This window comes from Parasaccharibacter sp. TMW2.1890 (genome assembly GCF_023337645.1).
Lineage (GTDB): Bacteria > Pseudomonadota > Alphaproteobacteria > Acetobacterales > Acetobacteraceae > Bombella > Bombella apis.
This window is the reverse complement of sequence record NZ_NWUV01000001.1, coordinates 1-22,384: the sequence shown is the minus strand read 5'-3', so window position 1 is coordinate 22,384 and position 22,384 is coordinate 1. Positions and strand designations below refer to the sequence as shown.

General features: G+C 59.2%; 14 protein-coding genes and 1 tRNA gene. 11 read left to right on the top strand and 4 right to left on the bottom strand.

The window, feature by feature from the left end:
- The first annotated feature begins 17 nt into the window (after positions 1–17).
- Both CPA54_RS00075 and CPA54_RS00070 read left to right on the top strand, forming a co-directional pair.
- On the top strand, positions 18–3,041 hold the full coding sequence (locus CPA54_RS00075) for a DNA translocase FtsK (protein WP_249085327.1): 3,024 nt from the start codon (positions 18–20) through the stop codon (positions 3,039–3,041).
- Between the two features lie 3 nt (positions 3,042–3,044).
- Complete coding sequence (locus tag CPA54_RS00070) at positions 3,045–3,806, top strand: RluA family pseudouridine synthase (protein WP_081562668.1); 762 nt, start codon at positions 3,045–3,047, stop codon at positions 3,804–3,806.
- A gap of 5 nt (positions 3,807–3,811) precedes the next feature.
- Here the strand turns inward: CPA54_RS00070 and CPA54_RS00065 are convergent, their stop codons facing one another.
- The 3 genes from CPA54_RS00065 to CPA54_RS00055 all read right to left on the bottom strand — a co-directional run bounded on the left by CPA54_RS00065 (position 3,812) and on the right by CPA54_RS00055 (position 7,622).
- Positions 3,812–5,419 (bottom strand): NAD(P)/FAD-dependent oxidoreductase, encoded by a 1,608-nt coding sequence (locus CPA54_RS00065; protein WP_081562670.1) that lies wholly within the window; start codon positions 5,417–5,419, stop codon positions 3,812–3,814.
- Between the two features lie 237 nt (positions 5,420–5,656).
- A complete protein-coding gene (gene ubiM, locus CPA54_RS00060) occupies positions 5,657–6,922 on the bottom strand; it encodes a 5-demethoxyubiquinol-8 5-hydroxylase UbiM (protein WP_103765786.1) in 1,266 nt (421 codons plus the stop codon).
- An 82-nt stretch (positions 6,923–7,004) separates the two neighbouring features.
- A complete protein-coding gene (locus tag CPA54_RS00055) occupies positions 7,005–7,622 on the bottom strand; it encodes a nitroreductase (RefSeq protein WP_249080015.1) in 618 nt (205 codons plus the stop codon).
- Positions 7,623–7,733: 111 nt separating this feature from the next.
- On the opposite strand from CPA54_RS00055, the gene hisB reads away from it, so the two are divergent.
- From hisB to CPA54_RS00020, 7 genes are all read left to right on the top strand, one after another.
- Positions 7,734–8,336, top strand: coding sequence for an imidazoleglycerol-phosphate dehydratase HisB (gene hisB, locus CPA54_RS00050; protein ID WP_043562024.1), 603 nt, complete (start codon positions 7,734–7,736; stop codon positions 8,334–8,336).
- An 82-nt stretch (positions 8,337–8,418) separates the two neighbouring features.
- Positions 8,419–9,063 (top strand): imidazole glycerol phosphate synthase subunit HisH, encoded by a 645-nt coding sequence (hisH, locus tag CPA54_RS00045; protein WP_043562021.1) that lies wholly within the window; start codon positions 8,419–8,421, stop codon positions 9,061–9,063.
- Positions 9,048–10,442 (top strand): 1-(5-phosphoribosyl)-5-[(5-phosphoribosylamino)methylideneamino]imidazole-4-carboxamide isomerase, encoded by a 1,395-nt coding sequence (gene hisA, locus CPA54_RS00040; protein WP_227449767.1) that lies wholly within the window; start codon positions 9,048–9,050, stop codon positions 10,440–10,442. Before hisH ends, hisA begins: the two co-directional genes overlap by 16 nt.
- Positions 10,436–11,197 carry an imidazole glycerol phosphate synthase subunit HisF gene (hisF, locus tag CPA54_RS00035; RefSeq protein WP_043562017.1) on the top strand — a complete coding sequence of 254 codons (762 nt, stop codon included), beginning with the start codon at positions 10,436–10,438 and terminating at the stop codon, positions 11,195–11,197. The genes hisA and hisF overlap by 7 nt, the downstream gene beginning before the upstream one ends.
- A gap of 29 nt (positions 11,198–11,226) precedes the next feature.
- A complete protein-coding gene (locus CPA54_RS00030; RefSeq protein ID WP_052349243.1) occupies positions 11,227–11,589 on the top strand; it encodes a phosphoribosyl-ATP diphosphatase in 363 nt (120 codons plus the stop codon).
- A 90-nt stretch (positions 11,590–11,679) separates the two neighbouring features.
- Positions 11,680–12,060 carry an HIT domain-containing protein gene (locus CPA54_RS00025; RefSeq protein WP_249085326.1) on the top strand — a complete coding sequence of 127 codons (381 nt, stop codon included), beginning with the start codon at positions 11,680–11,682 and terminating at the stop codon, positions 12,058–12,060.
- A gap of 140 nt (positions 12,061–12,200) precedes the next feature.
- Positions 12,201–12,276 (top strand) — tRNA-Glu (locus tag CPA54_RS00020).
- Between the two features lie 128 nt (positions 12,277–12,404).
- Here CPA54_RS00020 and CPA54_RS00015 read toward each other — a convergent pair.
- Entirely contained in the window at positions 12,405–14,042 is a 1,638-nt protein-coding gene (locus tag CPA54_RS00015; protein ID WP_249085325.1) for an alpha-keto acid decarboxylase family protein, read from the bottom strand.
- 71 nt (positions 14,043–14,113) lie between these two features.
- Here CPA54_RS00015 and CPA54_RS00010 point away from each other — a divergent pair, with 71 nt between their 5' ends.
- Both CPA54_RS00010 and CPA54_RS00005 read left to right on the top strand, forming a co-directional pair.
- Positions 14,114–15,043 carry a LysR family transcriptional regulator gene (locus CPA54_RS00010; RefSeq protein ID WP_349292448.1) on the top strand — a complete coding sequence of 310 codons (930 nt, stop codon included), beginning with the start codon at positions 14,114–14,116 and terminating at the stop codon, positions 15,041–15,043.
- A gap of 700 nt (positions 15,044–15,743) precedes the next feature.
- Positions 15,744–22,384: autotransporter-associated beta strand repeat-containing protein (locus CPA54_RS00005; RefSeq protein ID WP_249085324.1), on the top strand; the 6,641-nt coding region annotated here is incomplete at its 3' end.

The following is a 22,384-nucleotide window of genomic DNA, read 5'->3' as shown; positions in this document are numbered from 1 at the left end:
CCAGAGGATCTGCCCCTGTGCTTTCCCGCTTTCGCCTTCCCGCCAAGCTGCGTGCCATCCTGCCTGCCTCACGGCGCAGCCATGCCAGCACCGTTGACCCATTTCCCGGGCATGACATGGCGGACGACACCCTGGACATTCCCGCATGGCATGACTCCCCCTTTTCCCGCATCCTCTCGGCACGGATGATGGAAATACTGGCTGTCATTCTCCTCATCATGGCACTGGCGATTGCGGCTTCCCTTTTCAGCTTCAATCCGCATGATCCCTCCTTCAACACCGCCACAGGCACTGAACCGACCAATCTGCTCGGACGTTTCGGAGCCACCATTGCCGATGGGCTGATGCAGCTGCTCGGCCTGGCAGGCATTGTCCCTGTCCTCGTCCTGCTGGCATGGACGTGGCAGCTCCTGCGCCATCACCATCTTGGCCTGCCTCTGCTCCGCCTCGTAGCTGCGGCACTGTTCTGTCCGGCCGCCGCAATGACGATCGGCCTGTTACAGCTGACCGTTCCCGGGCTGGGCATTGCCTGGCCCACCAGCAGCGGGCTGGGAGGGGAAACCGGCGTTTTCTTTGCCCAGAAGCTGTTGAATCTTGTCTCGGGTGAAACTGGCAGCATGGGGGGCATTCTCTCCATCCTGATCAGCCTTGCCATACTGGCCGTCTTCTGTCCCCTGTCCATGGGGCTGCAGGGGCGGGAGTGGCGCTCCGTTGGCCGCGGCCTCAGCGCCCTGGTGCGCCTCCCTGTCAGGGCCCTGCTCCGCTCCCGCAGAGCAACCCCCGAGACAGAACGGCATGTCGCTTATCCTTCAGGCTCTGGCGGTCCCATCCGCCATGGACGCCCGGCCATGGGAAATGCCCCTCTTCCATCCGGTTTCATCATGCGCAACCTCAGCCGACAGGCAGAGCGGACAGCACCAGCCCCCACCGGCACCACGCCATGGTCCCCCATGCAGCAGGGGGCGGCCCCCTGGCAGAAGCCCTCTTCCGCCCAGACACAACCCCCTCCCCGGCCTGACCCGGTCCCTGTCCAGGAAGAAGACGCCCTTCAGGCCACACAGCCGGAAGACGAAGCCGACAATCCCTATGCCCGTATGCTGGCCCATATCCGCCACGACCCCGGGCGGACAAGCACGGTCCAGCGCCGCCATGCGGAAGAGACCCATGACGACATCTCCGGCGCCCCCCTGGATATCCAGCCACAGGAACTTTCCGGTCCGGCACAGCAGCCCGGCTTCCTGAAGCGCTTCATGGCCGCCACCAGCCCGGCGACTGGTGCCGGGTCGGGCTCTTCCGGCATGGTGGAAGAAACAGCCTACAATGCTGCTCCCACCATGCAGGCAGCTACGGATCATGCAGTCGGCATGAACGGGGCTCCGGCCCATGAAGGCTCCATGCAACCGGGCGGGGCATCTGTCATGCCACCACGCCCTGTTCCGCCACCACCCGGTATGGCTCCGGGACCACTGCCCGGCATGACAGCCCCTTCCGCCTGGCTGCCACCTTCCATTGGCCTGCTCAACCCGCTGCCAGACCAGAACGAAACTGGTCCTTCCGAAGAGGCTCTCCAGGCCAATGCCCAGATGCTGGAAAAAGTGCTGGATGATTACGGCGTACAGGGAACCATTACCGATTACCGGGCCGGGCCAGTCGTCACACTCTATGAACTGGAGCCAGCCCCTGGCGTGCGCTCCTCCCGGGTGATCGGACTGGCTGATGACATCGCCCGCACCCTTGCCGTGCTGAGCGTCCGCATCGCCACAGTGCCGGGCCGGAATGTCATCGGGATTGAGGTCCCCAACAAGACCCGTGAGACAGTCTATTTCCCTGAGCTTCTGCTCTCACCGGCCTGGAAAGAAAACCGCAGCAAGCTGCCACTGGCCCTTGGCAAGGACATTGCCGGGGAGCCCATCATGGCCGATCTGGCACGGATGCCGCATCTGCTCGTGGCCGGAACGACCGGGTCCGGCAAGTCAGTCGGGATCAACGCCATGATCCTCTCGCTGCTCTACCGGCTCAGCCCGGAAGACTGCCGCCTCATCATGATCGACCCGAAGATTCTGGAGCTGTCCATCTATGACGGCATCCCGCATCTGATGACCCCGGTGGTGACCGAACCACCCAAGGCTGTCAGTGCTCTGAAATGGGCCGTACAGGAAATGGACCGCCGTTATCGCCTGATGGCGGATCATGGTGTGCGGAATATCAGCAGTTACAATGACCGGATACGCCACCTGAAAGCCTCCGGTGAAACACCTACCCGCCGCATCCAGACAGGCTACGACCCGGAAACGGGCCGCCCCGTTTTTGACGAACATCGCCTGCCATTGGAACACCTCCCCTACATCGTCATCGTCATTGATGAGATGGCCGACCTGATGATGGTGGCCGGTAAAGAGATTGAAGCTTCCGTGCTGCGTCTGGCCCAGAAAGCCCGTGCCGCTGGCGTGCATGTCATCATGGCCACGCAGCGTCCTTCTGTTGATGTGATCACCGGAACGATCAAGGCCAACTTCCCAACCCGCATTTCCTTCCAGGTCACCAACAAATACGACAGCCGCACCATTCTGGGTGAGCAGGGGGCCGAACAGCTTCTTGGCCGGGGTGACATGCTCTTCATGCAGGGTGGTGCCCGCATCACCCGTGTGCATGGGCCGTTCATCAGTGATGAAGAGGTCGAAGCCGTGGTGGCCGACCTGCGCTCCAAAGGCTCTCCTGTCTACAACACCGAGGTGCTGGCTGACGAACAGGAAGAGGAAGATGCATCCTCCAGCGGCAAAGGGGGCGGCAAAGGTTCTGATGAAGATCAGGACAGTGCCCTTTATGAACAGGCAACGGAACTTGTCGTCCGGGCCCAGAGGGCATCCACCAGCTTCGTGCAGCGCCATCTCCGCATAGGCTATAACAGGGCTGCCAACATCATCGACCAGATGGAGAGAGAAGGTATCATCAGCGCTGCCAACCATGTGGGAAAACGGGATGTTCTGGCAACAAAGGCCTCTCTGGGGCTGGACCGGCACGATCCTGATGACGAGGACTGACCCGTGGCGCCCCCTCCCCTCTTCCAGCCCGGAAAGGAGCTGCCCCTCCTCTGGGAGGACCGTCATTTTGTCGTCATCAACAAGCCGGCAGGACTTGCCGCCCATCCCGGCCCCAAAGTCCAGGACAGTGTCGAGAGCCGTCTGCTCCCCCAGAAGCGGGGCGGCCCGTGGCTGGTCCACCGGCTGGATGCTGATACGGCAGGGTGCCTTCTCATAGCCCGACGCAAATCAGCCCTTGTTGCTGCACAGAAGGCCTTTGCCACACATGAAACCATCAAACGGTACTGGGCACTGGTTGAAGGACATCCCACCAGACAGCAGGGCACCCTCACAACCCTGCTACGACGTGTTTCCTCAGTCCGGCAGGGATGGAAAATGGTCTCCGACCCCATGCCCGAAACAGTACACCCTTCCCAGACTGACCAGGGCCGTCTGGCCCGGACGTCATGGTGTGTTCTGGCCAGTGACGGAACATCCAGCCTGCTGGAGCTGACCCTCCATACAGGACGGACCCACCAGGCCCGTGTCCATTGCGCCGCACTGGGCACACCCATCATCGGGGATGGTCTTTATGGCAGCCGCCATGATGCAGGCCGGATGCGTCTGCTCGCCCGCTCCCTGGAAGTGCCCGTCAGGCTGGTCTCTCCACCGGAAACGGACAGAACCGTCCCCCAGATCGCCAGCTCATGCCGCATAAAGGCCACAGCAGGAGACGTGGAACTGGAGCGGTTCCTCCAGGCCCACGCCATCCCAGCCAGACCGTAATATCCTCAGGCAGAATGGAACAGATCAGCTTCCAGCTGGTCCGGGTTATCCCTGTAACGCTCGGGGTCCGTCTGTTCCGTAATGGCAAAATAGGCCCCGTTCTTTATGAAATCCATATAGTTGCGGCCTGATTTCAGATAATGGAAAACGCACCAGAGCAGATTGCAGTTCTTTTCCAGAATGGGAAATACCCGCTCTTTCTCATGATAGGGGATATCCATTTCCGGGACGAAGGCATGATATGTATCCGCATTGAGCGGCATGTAATCGTACCCGTCCACCCCATTGTTCTTGAACTCGTCAGACGCCAGGAGCTGGATCAGCTGAAAATAGATACCTCCACCCTCCTCAAGATAAAACAGGACCCTGTCCCGGAATACCGGGTCTTCATCCACAAACATGGACTCCAAGGAGTTATGCACGATGGTGGCCAATATCGGGAAATAGACGGCCATGTCGACGTTATATTTTGAACAGATGTAGTACCAGCGGTCTTTCCGTGAGTAGAAATCCGTGAAGGTGGCGGCAAACCCCCTCATGACATCGCTTATGAACCGGTTGGCCCCCTGGATGCGCTGATGGATCTCCTGGCCAGCACGTTCTGCGAGGATCAGCTCTGTCAGGATCGTATTCTGCATGCCAATCAGGTCAAATCCATTGGAATAGTAGGGGTCCCATATTCCGTAGGCATCCCCCACCAGAGCCCAGCGCTCATCACTCACCCAATAATCGGACTGGGTAGCAAACCGCCTCAAGATCCTGAAGTCCATGATGGGAAACTGTTCCTCATCAAGATAATCCATCAGGACCCGGACATTGTCTCTCAACCAGAGCTTTGTCTTCTCCCATGTGGCGAGATCCTGGAACTCGTACATGTTTTCATCAAAAATGATGCCGACACTTGTCACGTTCTCGGAAAGACGCAGGATCCATACCCAGTATCCTACACCTTCCAGATGAATGGAGCTCCATGACCGATTCTCCGTCGTGAAAGGGTTGTCGCTGGTCAGTGGCAGAAAATCATCCACATTGACACCACCCCCAACCCGGAACCAGACAGACGAATGGTTGAGTGGCAACCTGTGTGTGAGGTCGAATTTACGGGCCAGCAGCTTCTTCAGCCCGGCAGCATCAACAAGCCAGTGCGCTTTCAACGTTCTGGAACTTTTATCATTCCTGTCCAGAACATGAACGTGCTTTTCACCATCAACCGTTTCGAAATCAAGATATTTATGGTTCAGGTAAAAATCCACCTTGTCTTTGACAAGGTCAAAAAGATCATTCTCAAGCTTCCCACGCTCGAAATGAAAGGCATGGTTGGGAGTGAAATTATTGTAACCCATTTCCTGATAGGATGATTCATTGATCTTGAAAAAACGCATTCCCAGCTTCCGCGGGTAACGCTCCTTCATGAATTCCTTCAGCCCGAGCATCTGATCAAAATAAACAGCCCCTATTTCATTGAAGGACTCACCGACCTTGTCTGATATGTCATCGAGGGGAAAGGAAGAATCATGCACAATGGCAATGCGCAGGTCACTGGACTTTTTCCTGAGCTGATAGGCCAGTGTCAGTCCAGCAAATCCCGCACCAATAATAAGGACGTCATACATCACAACTCACCCTGTACTCCACACATGACGCAACTGCCAGCTTCTGGAACCTGACAATCAGATACACTGGGCTGTCCCGATCCGTTCATCCCACATTGTCATATGGGACAGCTTCCTTCACCGGATTACTCCCACGACCAGTATCACCGTGGAAAGCCATATCAGGCAAGCCATTTTGTTAATTAAAAATAAACCATTCCCACAGAGGGAATCTGATCCCCTGAACAGGCATGAACCTCACACGGGGTCCATCAACATCCGCGTCACGGCCTTCTTGAAAGGGGCCAGACGGTTGGCCAGCATAAGTCCGGCCCGGCGGGCCAGAGGGAATGGTCCATCATCCCGGGTGTAGGCCACAGCAATGGCATTGGTCGCCGTAAAGAGCGGGAAAGTTGCCTTGCGATGTCGCCGCTCAAAACGCTGGAGCGACGCCGCATCACCCGGGTCCCCAGGTCCAGCGCTCAACTCCTGCACCAGTGTTTCCTGCCCCCGGATGCCGAAATTGAAACCATGTGCCGTAATGGGGTGCATACCCACGGCAGCATCACCAATCAGGGCCACACGGGGAGCCTGAAAGCGATGGGCATAGACGGCCTTGAGCGGGTAGGTGATACGGTCGCTCATCACCCGCAGGAGGCCGAGCCGTTCATCCGTCCGACGGGTGATCTCGGCATTGAAATCATCCGGAGCCGCTACACGAAGTCGGGCAATATCATCCGGCGGCAGGGTCAGCACCAGAGACGAAATATCGCCCATACCCCCATCCGGGGCGACCGGCAGGAGGGCGATCGTCTGGCGTTCATCAAACCATTGCAGGGCCGTATTGTCATGCGGTGTAAGGTGCCGCATCCGGCAGACAAGGATGCTCATGCCGAAATCATGCACGATGGCCCCGATCCCGGCCAGCTCCCGTATCTGGGAGAAGCGGCCATCCGCCCCGACCAGAAGACGGGCCTGCATGGCCCGCCCATCCGACAGCCGGACCTGCACGGCATCCCGCCCGGTCTGATACCCTGTCACGCCTGTCTGGCAGAGCAGGGTGATGCCCTCTGTCCGGCTCACGACACGATGAAGGGCACGACGGATGAGATGATTGGCCACCAGGAAGCCCAGCGGTTCCCCTTCTGGCCCCGCATCGGACGAGGCAGCCCCTCCCCCATCCGGCGCATGGAAAATGAGAGGAGGGCCGCCCAGACTGCCACTCTCTACCCGGGCGACATCAAGAGGGCAGATGGCCTCTGCCGGAATCTCGTCCCAAACGCCATGCTGTTTCAGCCAATGCACGGTATGGTGGGTCAGGGCAATTTCCCGCCCATCGAAGGACGGAGCCTCCAGCACGCTGCAGGGAGCTTTTTCCACCACGCTCACCTGCCAGCCTTCCCGGGCAAAAGACAGGGCGGCCGCCAGACCGGCAGGACCACCACCAGCGATCACCACATCACAGGCGGCCCCCCCCTTCTGCTCTGGCCCCTCTGCCTGATGATCATTACCATGTCGTGTCATGATGCAGCCCCTGTCCCCCAGTTCTCCCTGGTCACGGCTTTAACCTACCAGGCATGCCCCGGCAAGCAGCCCGTCCCCGTCCTCAGCGTTGCCTGCCATCCGCACCGAATGTGACAGGTGTCTGCCCATCCCAGAAAGCCACATGATCACCCACATCCGGGCGGCCATGGGCCCGTTCCGGCTTTTCTGGCGTACCGACAAGCAGGAACCCCGCAAGCCGGTGCGGGGCCTCCAGCCCCAGCTGGCTGAGCAGGGACCGGTCCTCACAGAACCTCCCGCTGATCCATACCCCTCCGAATCCTTCCATGTGCAGGGCATTGAGGACATTCATAGCCCCGGCGGCCACAGCCATTTCCTGCTCCATGACGGGAACCTTGTGCTCCGGCCGGAGATGCATCCCCAGTGCAATGACCATCGGCGTCTCGGAAAAACGCCTGCGCCGCTTCTCACGCTTCTTCTCCGGGGCATCAGGCTCCTGCCGGGCCACGGCGGCAACAACATGTCCGGCAAAGGCCGGGCGGGCATCGCCAGCAATCACCACATACCGCCACGGGCAGAGATGCCCATGATCCGGAGCCCTCAGCCCGGCGGAGAGGATGCGGGCCAGCACCTCTCCCTGCGGAGCCGGAGCGACCAGATCGCCTGTCGAGGAACGCTCCAGCAACACATCAAGCGGGGAAACGGATGAAGCCTGCGCCATGATGACGGCTCTCCTGAAAATCTTGTCATGGTCTGTTAACTGGACAGTCTCACCCACAGCGTCACAATAAGCAAGTTTGGAAAGCAGCCCATATTGGTATAGCAGAAAGACATGACGACTCAGACATCACGAACCGCCACATTGAATCGCCAGACAGGCGAGACCGACATCGCCCTTTCCCTCGCCATTGACGGACACGGGAAGAACAGCATCCAGACAGGCATCGGCTTCTTCGACCACATGCTGGATGCCCTGGCCCGGCATGGCGGGCTGGACCTCACCGTACAGGTGAAAGGCGACCTCCATATTGATGACCACCACACCATCGAGGATGTGGGCATCACGCTGGGAGAGGCCCTCCACAAGGCCATCGGCGACAAGCGGGGCATCGAACGTTTCGGCTCTGCCCTTGTCCCTCTGGATGAAGCGCTCTGTGAAGCGGTTGTGGACATTTCAGGCCGTCCCTTCCTGGCCTGGAACATCACCTTCCCCCGTGAGATGATCGGCGCCATGGCCACGGAAATGGTGGAAGAGTTTTTCCGTGCTCTCTGCATGTCCGCCCGCATCACCGTACACATGAATGGCCGTGCCGGAACCAATGCCCACCACATTGCCGAAAGTGCCTTCAAATCCTTCGCCCGGGCCCTGCGCATGGCGCTCTCCCGCGACCCCCGCAGCGCCGGGCAGATTCCATCCACCAAAGGGGTGCTGTAAGGCTCCCTCACGGTTTTTCCTTGATTTGTCTCCCCCACCTGCCTGAAACAGGACCGGGCAGCTTGCAGTATGGAGAGTGTTCATGCGTGTTGTTGTAATCGACTACAATGGCGGCAACCTGGCTTCTGCTGCACAGGCAGCACGAAGGGCCGCAGCCCTGCGAGGGCTGGAAGCCGACATCGCCATCTCCCGCAACGAGGCTGACATCCTTGCTGCCGACCGTCTCATCCTGCCTGGCCAGGGTGCCTTTGCCGACTGTGCGAAAGGGCTGGACGAGGGCGCTCTCCGCCCCCTGCTGGAAAAGGCAACAGCAGAAGGCACGCCCTTTCTCGGCATATGCGTGGGGATGCAGCTCATGGCCCAGTACGGGCTGGAACATGGCCGCACGGAAGGGCTGGGCTGGATTGATGGCCACATCGCTCCCATGGATGACAGTACCCGACAGGGATTCCGGCTGCCGCACATGGGGTGGAACACTCTCTCTTTCACACCCGGTGCCCATCCGCTGACAGAAGGGCTTGAGCCGGGAAATCACGGCTATTTTGTCCATTCCTATGCCCTGGTGGACGCCCGGGCAGAAGAAACCATCGCCACGGCGGATTACGGCATGACCATTCCGGCCATCGTGGCCAGGGGCAACCGCTGCGGCACACAGTTCCACGTGGAAAAAAGCCAGGATGTAGGTCTGACCATCCTGGGCAATTTCCTGACATGGCAGCCTGGCTGATGCAGGGACGGCCATGGAACCAGCCTCCAGACAGTTACCGGGCCGAACGGCTGGGCCACACCATCAGCGAGGATGACCTCGAAAGCCTGATGGAAAGCACCGTGGCCGCCATTCTGGCCGAGGGCGTGTTCGACTGGCACACGCCCCCTGAAAGTGCCGTCCTGAGGCGTTTCTTCGAGGGCCTCCTGCTGGTACCGGACCGGGACGTCTTCATCGTCCGGGCACCGGATGGCAGCATCTGCGGGGCGGCTGTTCTCGCTCATGCCACGTCCCGGTCCGAAATATACGGTGCCAGCGCCACCATCACCGCCTTTTTCATCGTTCCTTACGAGCGGGGAAAAGGTCTGGGCGCCCTCCTCATGGAGGCCATCATCAACAGGGCACTGACCCGGGGCGCCAAGGTACTGGACTGCCGTGTGCGTGAAACACTGCACGACGCCATAACACTGCTCACCTCATTCAACTTCACCCACTGGGGCACACACCCCTATTTTGCACGAATCGGAGACCGGACAGTGCGCGGACTATTCTTCTCAAAACTCCTCGTCCCTGAAGAAAGAGCCATGCAGTGGCAACCTGCCGGCACACCGCTCTCCGTGCCACACCATGGCCCCGCACCGGGCGGAACCCTCCGCAAACCGTTGACCCTCTACCCGGCCATCGACCTCAAGGGCGGGGCCTGTGTCCGCCTGCGGCAGGGGGACATGAATGCTGCCACCCATTATTCCGACAATCCTCCTGCCCAGGCCAAGCTGTTCGAACAGGCCGGGTGCCGCCACCTCCACATTGTCGATCTGGACGGCGCCTTTGCGGGCCGGTCGGCCAATGTGAAGGCTGTGGAGGACATCATCGCCACCACATCTCTTCCTGTCCAGCTCGGCGGAGGGCTGCGGGACATGAAAGCCATTGAACGCTGGCTGGAAGCCGGTGTCAGCCGGGTCATCCTTGGTTCTGCCGCCGTGAAAGACCCCGGCCTTGTCCGGCAGGCCGCCCGTGCCTGGCCGGGCCGCGTGATCGCCGGGATCGACGCCCGGCAGGGCCGTGTTGCCACCGAAGGCTGGGCCGAAGTCTCCGAGCTGACCACCACCGACCTCGCCCGCCGGATGGAAGAGGCAGGCGTCGCCGGAATCATCTTCACCGAGATCACCCGGGACGGCATGCTGGAAGGTCTGGACATTGATCAGACGGTCGAGCTGGCCCGCCATGTCTCCATCCCCGTCATCGCCAGCGGCGGCGTGGGCACGCTGGACCATCTCCGGGCCCTGCGACAGGCGGCCGATGAAACGCCCGGCATCACCGGCGTGATCGTGGGGCGCGCCCTGTATGATGGCCGCATCAATCTGCCGGAAGCCCTGTCCGTACTGGAGGGATCATGCTGAAGCTACGTGTCATCCCCTGTCTCGACGTCCATGACGGGCGGGTCGTCAAAGGGGTCAATTTCGTCTCCCTGCGGGACGCCGGAGACCCGGTGGAACAGGCCCGCCTCTATGATGCCGCCGGAGCGGACGAGCTGACCTTTCTGGACATCACGGCCAGCTCGGACAATCGGGACACCATTCTTGACGTTGTCGAACGTACCGCCGCCGAAGTCCGCCTGCCCCTCACCGTTGGTGGTGGCGTGCGACGCTGTGCGGACATCCGCAGACTTCTGCTGAGCGGTGCCGACAAGTGTGCCATCAACTCCGCCGCCATCCGCACGCCAGAGCTCATCAATGAAGCAGCGGAACGGTTTGGCAGCCAGTGCATCGTCGTGGCGATAGATGCCCGCTCCGATGGCCATGGCGGATGGGAGGTCTACGCCAAGGGCGGACGGGAACCAACCGGACTGGATGCCGTCGCCTGGGCCGAGCAGATGGCCACACGGGGAGCCGGAGAAATCCTGCTCACCAGCATGGACCGTGACGGTACACGGTCCGGCTTTGACCTTGATCTGCTGGAAACCATCTGCAAACGTGTTTCCGTTCCCGTCATCGCCTCCGGTGGTGTGGGGGAACTGGCCCATTTCGTGGAAGGAGCCCGGGCGGGTGCCAGCGGTCTGCTGGCCGCCAGCGTGTTCCATTTCGGCCAGTTCAGGATCGGTGAGGTCAAACAGGCCCTGCACGATGCCCGGCTGCCCGTCAGGCTGGGCCGCTAGGGACTGGCATGACAAAGGACAGGAAACATATGGCCCAGAATAATACCCCCTCCCGTGAGACAGGCCGCAAAGAGGTTCTGGAACGACTTTACCATACGGTTCTGGCCCGCAAGGGAGCCTCACCATCCGTCAGCCATTCGGCCCGTCTCATGGCTCGGGGGCGGAGCAAGATTGCCCAGAAATTTGGCGAAGAAGCCGTCGAATGTGTCATTGAGGCCATCAAGGGCGACAGGCAGGGCCTCATCAGCGAAAGTGCGGATGTCCTCTATCATCTGATCGTGATGTGGGTTGATGCGGGCATTGATCCGGCGGATGTCTGGGCCGAGCTGGAACGCCGTGAAGGCACGAGCGGCATCGAGGAAAAAGCCTCCCGGCCGAAACCGGCCTTCTGAAGGCACGGCTCATAGGTGGGTTGCCTCCCCCTCCCTTGACTTCCCCCCACCTCACTCCCCAATCATGGAGGAAGAGGAGGAACCCATCTTATGCCGACCGCTACCCCCGCTTACGATCCCAACAATGTCTTCGCCAAGATACTGCGGGGAGAGATTCCCGCTGAACGTGTCTGCGACAGCAAACATTCTTTCGCTTTCTACGACATCTCTCCCCTCGCCCCGATCCATGTTCTGGTGATCCCCCGTGGCGCCTACACGGACCTGCACGACTTCATCTCCCGTGCCAGCAATGAAGAGATTCTGGATTTCTGGAAACTGGTGGACAAAATTTCCGCCGAGCAGTCCCTCATCCCCAGCGGGTTCCGCCTCATCAGCAATGTGGGTCGTGACAGTGGACAGGAAGTGCCGCACTTCCACGTCCATCTTCTGGGTGGGCGCCCGCTCGGCCCCATCCTGGCGGCTGACCAGTAACGGCACCGCCCCATCCGGGGAAGCCGCCTCTAGGCGGCTTCCCCCCCTTTCGGGACTGGTTGGAAAACCTTTTTTTACAAAAGGTATCTTTCCCTCTTGCACTTCCCCGCCGTTCCCTCTAGAGAGGGCTCACGCCTTTAGTCCCGTTCGTCTAGAGGCCTAGGACACCGCCCTCTCACGGCGGCAACACGGGTTCGAATCCCGTACGGGACGCCAGACATTTCATGAAAACTCTGAACAATCTGGCCTGACAGGCATCTCTTGGACATCATCCTGACGTACCATTCTTCCCCTTGGTGGGCAGACACGGAGTGCGCCTGCCCACCCGGTTTCAGAACGAGACCTTACTGCATCTCGCCCAGAGCCTCGGCCATGACGGGAGCATCATAACGGGGTGCGGCGACCTCCAGATAGGTACCCTGCCCCGGCCTGACAGCATCCAGAGCCTGACGCAGAGCCTTGGGTGTGCTGATGCGCTCGCACTGCCAGTCCTTGCCGCCAAACCCACGGGCCAGAGCCGTGTAATCCCAGCTGGCAATGTCATTGTAATAACGTTCCCCGTCATCACAGAGCAGACGCTCGATCAGATAGCCATCATTGTTCAGGACAAGGATGAGCGGATGACAGTCAAAACGGGCAAACTCACCGAGAGCCTGTACCGTCAGCTGATGTGACCCTTCACCGGTCAGCAGGATGATCCGCTTGTGAGGGGCTGCGATGGCCATGCCGAACGCCGCCGGCGTGGCCCAGCCGATGGACCCCCACAAGCTCTGCTCCTCATAGTCGACCCCTTCAGGCAGACGGATAAAGCCCATGCCCATGGCGACCGTCCCCGTCTCACTCACGACGATATCCCCAGCCCGGAGATGATCCCGTATGGCGGCATAGAAGGTATGGGTTCTGATCACCCCAGCATCCCCTTCGTCAGCCTGCCGAGGGGGCAGTTCCATCCCCAGATAGCCGGGACCGGCGGGGCAGGATACGGTATCGGCCAGATCGGCCAAGGCTTCGATCACATCAGCCAGATCGACAGCATGAACGGCACCATCACCAAAGCGCACCTCATGCGCCATGACACTGATGATGCGTTCCGGGTCCAGCTTCTGGGTGAAAAGCCCGGTGTTGAAATCCGTCATTTCAGCACCCAGCGTCAGGACGAGATCGGCCTGCTCCACAAAGTCGGCGACATCTTCCTGCACGAGATGCCCGCCATACATCCCCACAAACCCTTCAGCCTGTTCATCCACCACGCCCTTGTCCATGAACATGGTGGCATGGGGCAGACCGGACCGGCTGAGGAACCGTCTCATCGCCTCCCGGCAGCCAAACCGGGCCGTCAGGATACCCGGCAGGACACAGGGAGACGTGCTGCGCTCCAGCTCGGCCATGATGCGCCGTGCCACGATGGCGGCCTGTTTCCCGCTCCGCACTTCCGGAAGGGCCATGTCACCATCAGGCATGACCACATCATCATGAGCTGCATCGAACGGGATGCCAATATAGACCGGCCGCCGCTCCCGGCGCAGCGTGGCCAGAACACGTTCCAGCTCCTGCACGCAGTTCTGGCCATCCAGAATGGTACGGGCACAGACGACATGACCGGCAGCATCATAAAAGGCCGTGGTCTGCCCGTTGCCCAGGGTATGATGCACAAGCCGCTTTTCATCCAGCACGGCCCGCTTGGGCAGGCCAACCAGATGGATGACCGGCAGATGCTCCGCATATGCCCCGGCAACGCCGTTCATGGCACTCAGCTCGCCAACGCCATAGGTCGTGTTCAGGGCCGCAATCCCCCGTATGCGGGCGTAGCCATCGGCCGCATAGGCGGCATTCAGTTCATTGGAGCAACCAATCCAGCGCATGTCCGCCCTGGCCGTGATGGCGTCATTGATCGGGAAGGCATAGTCACCCGGGACACCGAAGACATGCTCCACACCCAGCCGGGAGAGCTGGTCCAGAAGATAATCGACAACCTTTGCCATCGTACGTTCCTTTTCATCATTGGCACGTCAGTCCGTACCTCTGAGGAAAGCCTATCCAGCCCATCTTCAATATGATAATATTATATTTCTATACAGACTATAGCCTTTCCCCTATGCCATACCCCCAACTGACCCTCCGGGAACTCCACTACTTCATGGCCGTTGCCACACAGGGCAGCTTCAGCCGTGCGAGTGACCAGCTGCACATCAGCCAGCCTTCCCTGAGCATGGGCATACGCTCTCTGGAAAACAAACTGGACGTCCGCCTTTTCGAGCGGTCCCACAAGACCATCACCCTGACGGAAAAGGGCAAGACCTTCTTTCTTCATGCTGAACGTCTGCTTGAGGCCGAACAGAATCTTCACCGGGCGATGGCGGATGATTCAGGCCCCCTGAAGGGGACGGTCCATCTGGCACTCCCACCCATATTGGGGGCGATCTATTTCCGTCCCATCATCCGGCAGTTCTGCAGCCTCTATCCCGATGTCGTGCTGAACATCGAGGAACATCCCTCCGACAGGCTGGTGGCCCAGCTTCTCGGCCATCACACGAACATCGCCGCCCTCATAGGGCCTGTCCAGAACAGGCAGCTACGCACCATCCCCTTTGCAGAGGCAGAACTCTGCCTGCTGATGGCCGACTCACACCGGCTCGCAGGCCGGGAGAGCTGCTCCTTCACGGACATTCTGGATGAGAAGATCGTCCTCATGAATGAGAACTTCAAGATAAACCGTTTCATCTCGGAAGCCTTTGCCAGTCACGGGGCCGCACCCCATGTCACCGGGCGCACGGGTGACACAACCCTCCTGCTGACCATGGTTCAGGCGGGTGTCGGCGTCACCATCATTCCGGCGGCCTTCCACAATCCGGCCCAGAATGACGGGCTGTACTGCTGCCCGTTGCAGGACCCGACCATCCGCATCACCATTTCACTCGCTGTCCGCCGCAACAGCCCCCTGAACAAAGCCGAAGAAGCCTGGTTGCAGACCAGCTTGCCCTGACCCCCTGCCCGAGACGCCTGCAAGCACCAACATGCCCCGGCCTCCATTCGGCTCTCCCCGACACAAGGCCAATTTTCCAACACATGGCTCAGGAAAGCCATGAAAAAGACAAATATTCCACCTACATCACGACCTGCAGTCGACATGGTCTCTGACTGCCTTCTTGCTGGTATCAGAATCCTATCTCTGTAGAATGATGGAGTCTCCGTGAAAAAAACGCACAAAAGAACCCATGAGGCCGAGTGCCGGGTCGCTCTGCTCGATACGCCTTACAAATAACGAAAAATATCCATTGAAAACCATTCATGCAGACTTTATGAAGGATAAATATCAAATAAAATTTTTAATTAGCGATGTATATATTCTCTTCAATGCTAATTTTACAAAAACTTCTTCACTACAACCACATATTGCAGACACAATAAAATTACTTATCCCAACAAGTTGTTTTGATTTAACAAAAATGTATCTTGAATTTCTTTAAAGTGTTCCTTAAGTAAGAGTAAACCCAGTCTACTTCAGTCATGATCTGTACGTCCCGTCCGTACATCTCATCAGACGGACAGAGCAGCGTGTGCAACATCTACAGGAAGGTGCGATCACAATGACAGACCTCAACTTTTCGTACGGGAAAACGACATCTGTCACACTGGCCCCCTCAGAACAGGTGCCAGCCTATGGGCGGAAGGCATCTTCTTCCATGAAGGTATCGGCCAGGATTGCGCTGCTTCTGGCAAGCGTATCGTCCTTCTCCATCATCAGCACACCTGCACGTTCGGATGATACGGCACAGTCCCAGCAAGGCGGTACTGTCCGCACCTTTTCCCCTGCTGCTGGAGAGACTGATACAGTCACAGACACCATTACGGATGGTAAAGGAAACACCCCCCTCTCCGTAGAGCAGGCTGGTGCGGGGACGACTGTCCTTTCCGCCGCCAACAGCTATACCGGGGCAACAGACATCACGCAGGGGACGCTGGCTCTCTCCGGCAATGGCAGCATCGCCAATTCCAGCGGTGTCACCGTGGGCAAGAACACCACGTTCGACATCAGCGGGAGCAGCTCCAACGTCACGGTGCAGGACCTGTCCGGTGCAGGCAATGTCACTCTCGGCCAGAACGGACTCACCCTCTCATCAGCCAAGGCTGGCAGCCCCTATGACGGCGTCATCTCCGGGACGGGCGGCCTGACCGTTGACGGCGGGTCCAAGACCTTGACAAATGCCCAGACCTACAGCGGTGATACCAGCATCAACAACGGGGCCACCCTTGCCCTGACGGGCAATGGCAACCTCGCCAACACCCGTGTCCAGCTGAACAACCGGGATGTTTCCGGCCCTTCAACCTTTGACATTTCGCAGGCCTCACACCCGGTTGATGTCCAGTCCATCATGTGGGGCAACAATGGCGCTGTCGTCAATCTGGGCAGCAACACGCTCAACATCACCAACAGTGGCTCCAATGATACAAATGGAGCGACCTTCAAGGGGGATGGAGCAACCCTAAATGTTTCGGGTCAGAAACAGGGCTTCAACGGCACCATCACCGGCAATACCAGCCTCGTCACCAATGCCAGTATCGTTGACATGTATGGCAGCAAGCAGTTCGACTACACAGGCAGCACGACCGTCAACAATGGCAGCTCGCTGCATGTGTACGGTGCTGTCATCGGTACGCCGCAGGTCACTGTCAGCAACGGTGGCAAGCTGGATGGCACGGGCACCATCGGTTCCTCAGGCAGCACGACAACAATCGAACAGGGTGGGAGCATCAACCCCGGCACGCCTGCTGCCTACCGGCAGACCCTGTCCATCGGCAATGATCTCACAACCCGGGGCACATCCGATTTCAGCGGTCTCCAGGACAATGGCTCCAGCAGACTTTCCAATGGATCCATCTCTGTCGGTGGCAACCTGGATCTGGGCGGAACAGTCAATGCGGTTGACCTCTCCTCACAGCAGGGCTCCGGTGTCCAGACTCTCTTCCGCTACGCAAAGCAGCTGACAACCAGCAATCCAACCCTGAATGTATATCAGTTCACGGGAGATGAGACTGGCAAGCCCTTCCTGTCACCAGACACCAAGGGTACGAGCTACCTTCAGACAGGCAACCATCAGGTCAATCTGGTCACGGCCAATGCCGGGGACAATCTGGCGTTCTGGAATGGCAGCAAGACAACTGCTGATGGCCAGATACGGGCAGGCGATGGTACTTGGTCCCAGGGGGCAAACAGCGCCACCAACTGGACCACGGCCAACGGCAGCCAGAGTTCCGCCTGGCAGGGCAAGGAATACGCCATTTTTGGCCAGCCTTCCGATGATGCCATCCAACAGAGCAAAAACGCTGCCCAGAACGTGACGGTGGATGGCAATGTCGATGTGGCTGGCATGCAGTTCAGCCAGAATGCCCGCCCGTCCTCCTATTCCGTCATCCCCAAGGATGGAAACAGCTCCATCACACTGTATGGCAACCGCTATACGGACAAGGAGCACCCGGACAAGCTCAACCGGTATTTCTACATCACCGACAGCACAGGCCAGTCTGGCACCCAGACTGATGCTGACATCAAGCAGTACGAGCAGAACAACGGTACCCTGGTCAACAAGTCAGGACTTGTCTCCACAATCCGTGTGGGGGATGGTTCAGGCTATGGTGACACCAACCTTGCCATCATCAAGACACCCATCAAGGATGATCCCAGCAACCCGACGACCCTCGTAAAGACGGATACGGGTACGCTCGTTCTGGACGGCAACAACAGCTACAATGGCGGAACCGTCATCACCAATGGTGTGCTGGAAATCACCTCCGATGCCAGCCTGGGCGCCCAGAACGGCACTCTGGGCATCAGCGGGGGGACGCTGCGGATCGGCCAGGACCTCGCCACCAACGCCAACCGCAATACTGTTCTGGGATATAACGGCGCCACCATTGACCTCAATGGTCATACTTACGACAACAATGGCTCCATCGTTGGTCCCCGGGGGGCCAACATAGCCATCAGGAGCACCACGGACAATTCCGGGCTCAGCACGGCCCTGCAGAATGCTGGCGGCCCCCAGAGCGGCACTGTGCCGGTGCTCAACCTCAATGCCGACAACACCTATCTGGGCAGGACGGACATCCAGGGCAACTGGGGTATTGGTGGGTCCAATGTCGTTGTCAATGCCAATGACAAAACCCCATTTGGCACCTCTGACAGCACAACAAAAGGTGGCGACCTGAACATCACGGCAGGGGCCATCGTCAACATGAATGGCGGGCAGGACAAATCTGCCTCCATGGGCAACCGCAATGTCGTCATCAATGACAACAGCGCCCTGTATTTCAACAACAGGAGCGTTGCCGACACGGCCAACATCACGAACACGAACAACGCCAGCGTCACCTTCAGGAACGACAGCTCGGCCTCTCAATCCACCATCAGCAATGCCGGGCATGTGTTCTTTGCGGACAATGCAACAGCAGACCAGGCCACAGTCCAGAACAACAGCGATGGGGCCACTGTTGATATCACGAAAGCGACCAATGGTGTGTCCATCGGCTCCCTGTCCGGCAATGGCAACGTGTCTCTGGGCGACCAGACACTGACAGTCGGTGCCCTCAACAAGGACGACACTCTTTCCGCCATCATATGGGATGCTGGCAACCACAAGGGATCCGTTGTCAAAACGGGAACGGGCACCCAGACACTGACAGGCAACAACAGCTACACCGGCTCCACGACCGTCAACAACGGTACCCTTGCCCTCGCTGGCCAGGGTACCATTACCAACTCCTCCTTTGTTGATGTCAACAAGGGGGCAAAGCTGGACATCAGCCAGTCCGCCAATGACCAGAATCTGACCGACATCCGGGGTGGCGGTGATGTGGCTCTTGGTGACCACTCCCTGTCCCTGACGCAGGCTGATTCACAGCACAGCTATGATGGTGTCATCTCTGGAACCGGCGGCCTGAAAATCCTTGCCGGGGAAAAAACACTCACCGGGCAGAATACCTACACAGGTGATACGGTCGTCGCCCAGCAGGCAGGCCTGACCCTGGATGGCGGAAAGCTCGACAGCCAGCTGTTCAATAACGGCACGTCCGTTCTCCAGAACGGTGCCGAGATAACGAAGACAGTAACGAACGACCATGGCGGCACGCTGACGGCACATGACGCAAAACTGGCGGACATCACCAACGGCAGTACGGCCGGGCAGATCCTGCTCGACAAGGGGACAACCGCCTCTGGCACGCTGGCTGCTTCTGATGGCCAGTTCACCATTGGTGAAGGTGGGGCCAGTGTCGGCTCTCTCTCTGGCAGCAGTAAAAGCACGGGTACCCTCAATGACACCCTGACCATCACCAATGGTCATGACGGCTATAACGGCACCCTCGCCGGCAATGGTGGCCTGAACATCACCGGGGGAAGTGGCGAATATCTCAACGGCCAGAACACCTATGCCGGGAAAACCCATGTCGGCCCCAATGCCAACCTCACCCTGCAGGGAAGCATCGCCGGGGACCTCAACAACGATGGGCAGACCTACATCAACCCCAACACAGCAACGGCAGGCAAGGCCAGTGTCGGCGGGAAAACAACCAACACGAACCAGCTCACCGCACAGAGTGCCATCCTGGGCAATGTCATCAACAAGAGTGGCACCACAACCCTGCATCAGAGCACCACGCAGGACCTTACCAACGAGGCCGGCACAACAACACTCGACCGCACCACGGTAAACGGGCAGACTACGAATTCCGACACACTCACCACCTCTGCCTCAAAACTGGGTGACATCAGCAACAACGCCGGAACAGCCACGCTGGATGGCAACAGCACTGCCGGGCATGTCATCAATGCTGCTGGAGCCAGCTTCACCCTCCAGAACAGCGGAACGATCAGCTCTGCCGACAACCAGGGCTCCATGACACTGGGGGCCTTCAGTACAGTTTCAAGAGATGTCACCAATACTGGCAACGGGTCCCTGACGCTCGACAACAGCACCATCGACGGTACCCTTACCCATAATGGCCAGAGTCTGACCGTCACGGACAAAAACGCCTCTGTCGGTTCTCTCGCAGGAAACGGCAACGGCACGCTGGATGGTGCCCTGCATCTCACCAATGCCAATGAAACCTACAACGGTATCCTCTCCGGCAAGGGCGGGCTGGCTCTTGACGGGGGGAAAGAAACCCTCACGAACCATCAGGCCTATACCGGCGACACAACCGTCGGGCAGAGTGGTGACCTGACCCTGACAGGCTCCCTTGCCGGGGCACTTGTCAATGGCGGCCACTCCACTCTCCAGAACGGTTCCGCTGTCAACGGAGTGGTCACAAACACCAATCAGGGCTCTCTGGAAGCACATGGTGCTGCCTTGGGGGCTGCCACAAATACCAGTACGGCCGGGACGCTGCTGCTCGACCAGGGAACAACCATTGCCCACACCCTTGCTTCTGATGGTGGCCAGATTACCATCGGTCAAGGCGGCGCCAGTGCTGAATCGCTTGCAGGCACGAACAGTGACGCCAAAATCACGCTCAATGACACCCTGACACTCACCGGTGGGCATGATGGCTATAACGGTACCATCACCGGCACGGGTGGCCTGACCATCCTCGGGGGCGGCAAAAACGACATCCAGAGCACGGGTGAGTATCTCAATGGCCACAACACCTATACAGGTGAAACCCATATCGGCCAGAACAGCTCCTTCACCCTGAAAGGCAGCATCACCGGGAACCTCAGAAACGAGGGTGATACCTACGTCAACCCCAATACCAACACCGCAGGCCAAGTCAGCATCGGCGGGACGACGACCAATACACACCTTTTCACGTCGCAGAATGCCATTCTGGGCAAGGTCATCAACAATGATGGCACCACCACGCTGAATGAAAGCCAGACCAAGGACATTGACAACCATGCCGGGGAGACGGTCCTCACCGGCACGACGGCAGGGGCCATCACCAACGCCAAGGGAGCCACCTTCACAACCCAGCAGAGCCAGCATTCCGACGGCACGACAGTCAACAACAGTCTCGCTTCCGCCGACAATGCGGGCACGATGAAACTCGACCACACCACGGTAAACGGGCAGACCACGAATTCCGGCACACTCACCACCTACAACTCAAGGCTGGGTGATGTCAGTAACAACGCCGGAACAGCCACGCTGGATAGCGGAACTACCGCTGGCCATGTCATCAATGCTGCTGGAGCCAGCTTCACCCTCCAGAACAGCGGAACGATCAGCTCTGCCGACAACCAGGGCTCCATGACACTGGGGGCCTTCAGTACAGTTTCAAGAGATGTCACCAATACTGGCAACGGGTCCCTGACGCTCGACAACAGCACCATCGACGGTACCCTTACCCATAATGGTCAGAGTCTGACCGTCACGGACAAAAACGCCTCTGTCGGTTCTCTCGCAGGAAACGGCAACGGCACGCTGGATGGTGCCCTGCATCTCACCAATGCCAATGACACCTATAACGGTATCCTCTCCGGCAAGGGCGGGCTGGCCCTTGACGGGGGGAAAGAAACCCTCACGAACCATCAGGCCTATACCGGCGACACAACCGTCGGGCAGAGTGGTGACCTGACCCTGACAGGCTCCCTTTCCGGGGCACTTGTCAACAACGGCCACTCCGCCCTCCAGGATGGTTCAGCCGTCACCGGAACGGTCACGAACACCAGCACCGGATCGCTGGAGGCCCACAATGCCCAGCTGAGCAATGTCACGACAGCCGGGACGCTGCTGCTCGACAGGGGAACCAATGTCTCCGGCAAGCTTGCCGCCACTGGGGGCCAGTTCACCATCGGGGATGGCGGGGCCACGGTCGGAACTCTCTCCGGCACAAACAGCACCGGCGCCCTCAATGACACGCTCACCCTCACAAACGCACAAGACGGCTATGCCGGCTCCCTCTCCGGCAAGGGGGGCCTGACCATCGCTGGCGGAACAGAAACCCTCAGCGGCCAGAACCGCTATATCGGCGACACCCATGTGACCAGTGCCGCAGGGGCCGGGCTGGACCTGACAGGGGCCATCGCCGGAAGGCTGGTCAACGACCAGTATGCCCAGGTCTCAGGACCCAATGCGCAGGTCAAGAACACCACCATCAACAACAAGACGCTGAACGTCTCCAATGGCGCCACGCTGGCTGACATCACCAACAATGGTGCAGCAACTCTCAGCAGCAGCCGGGCGGGCAATGTCACAAACGCTGCCAATGCCACCTTCAGCGCCACGGGCGGGTCTCAGGCCTCCGCAACAAACAGCGGCGTCATGACCCTCGCCGGGGGCAACAAAACGGATGGTGCTGTCACCAATACGGGCAACGGGTCCCTGAC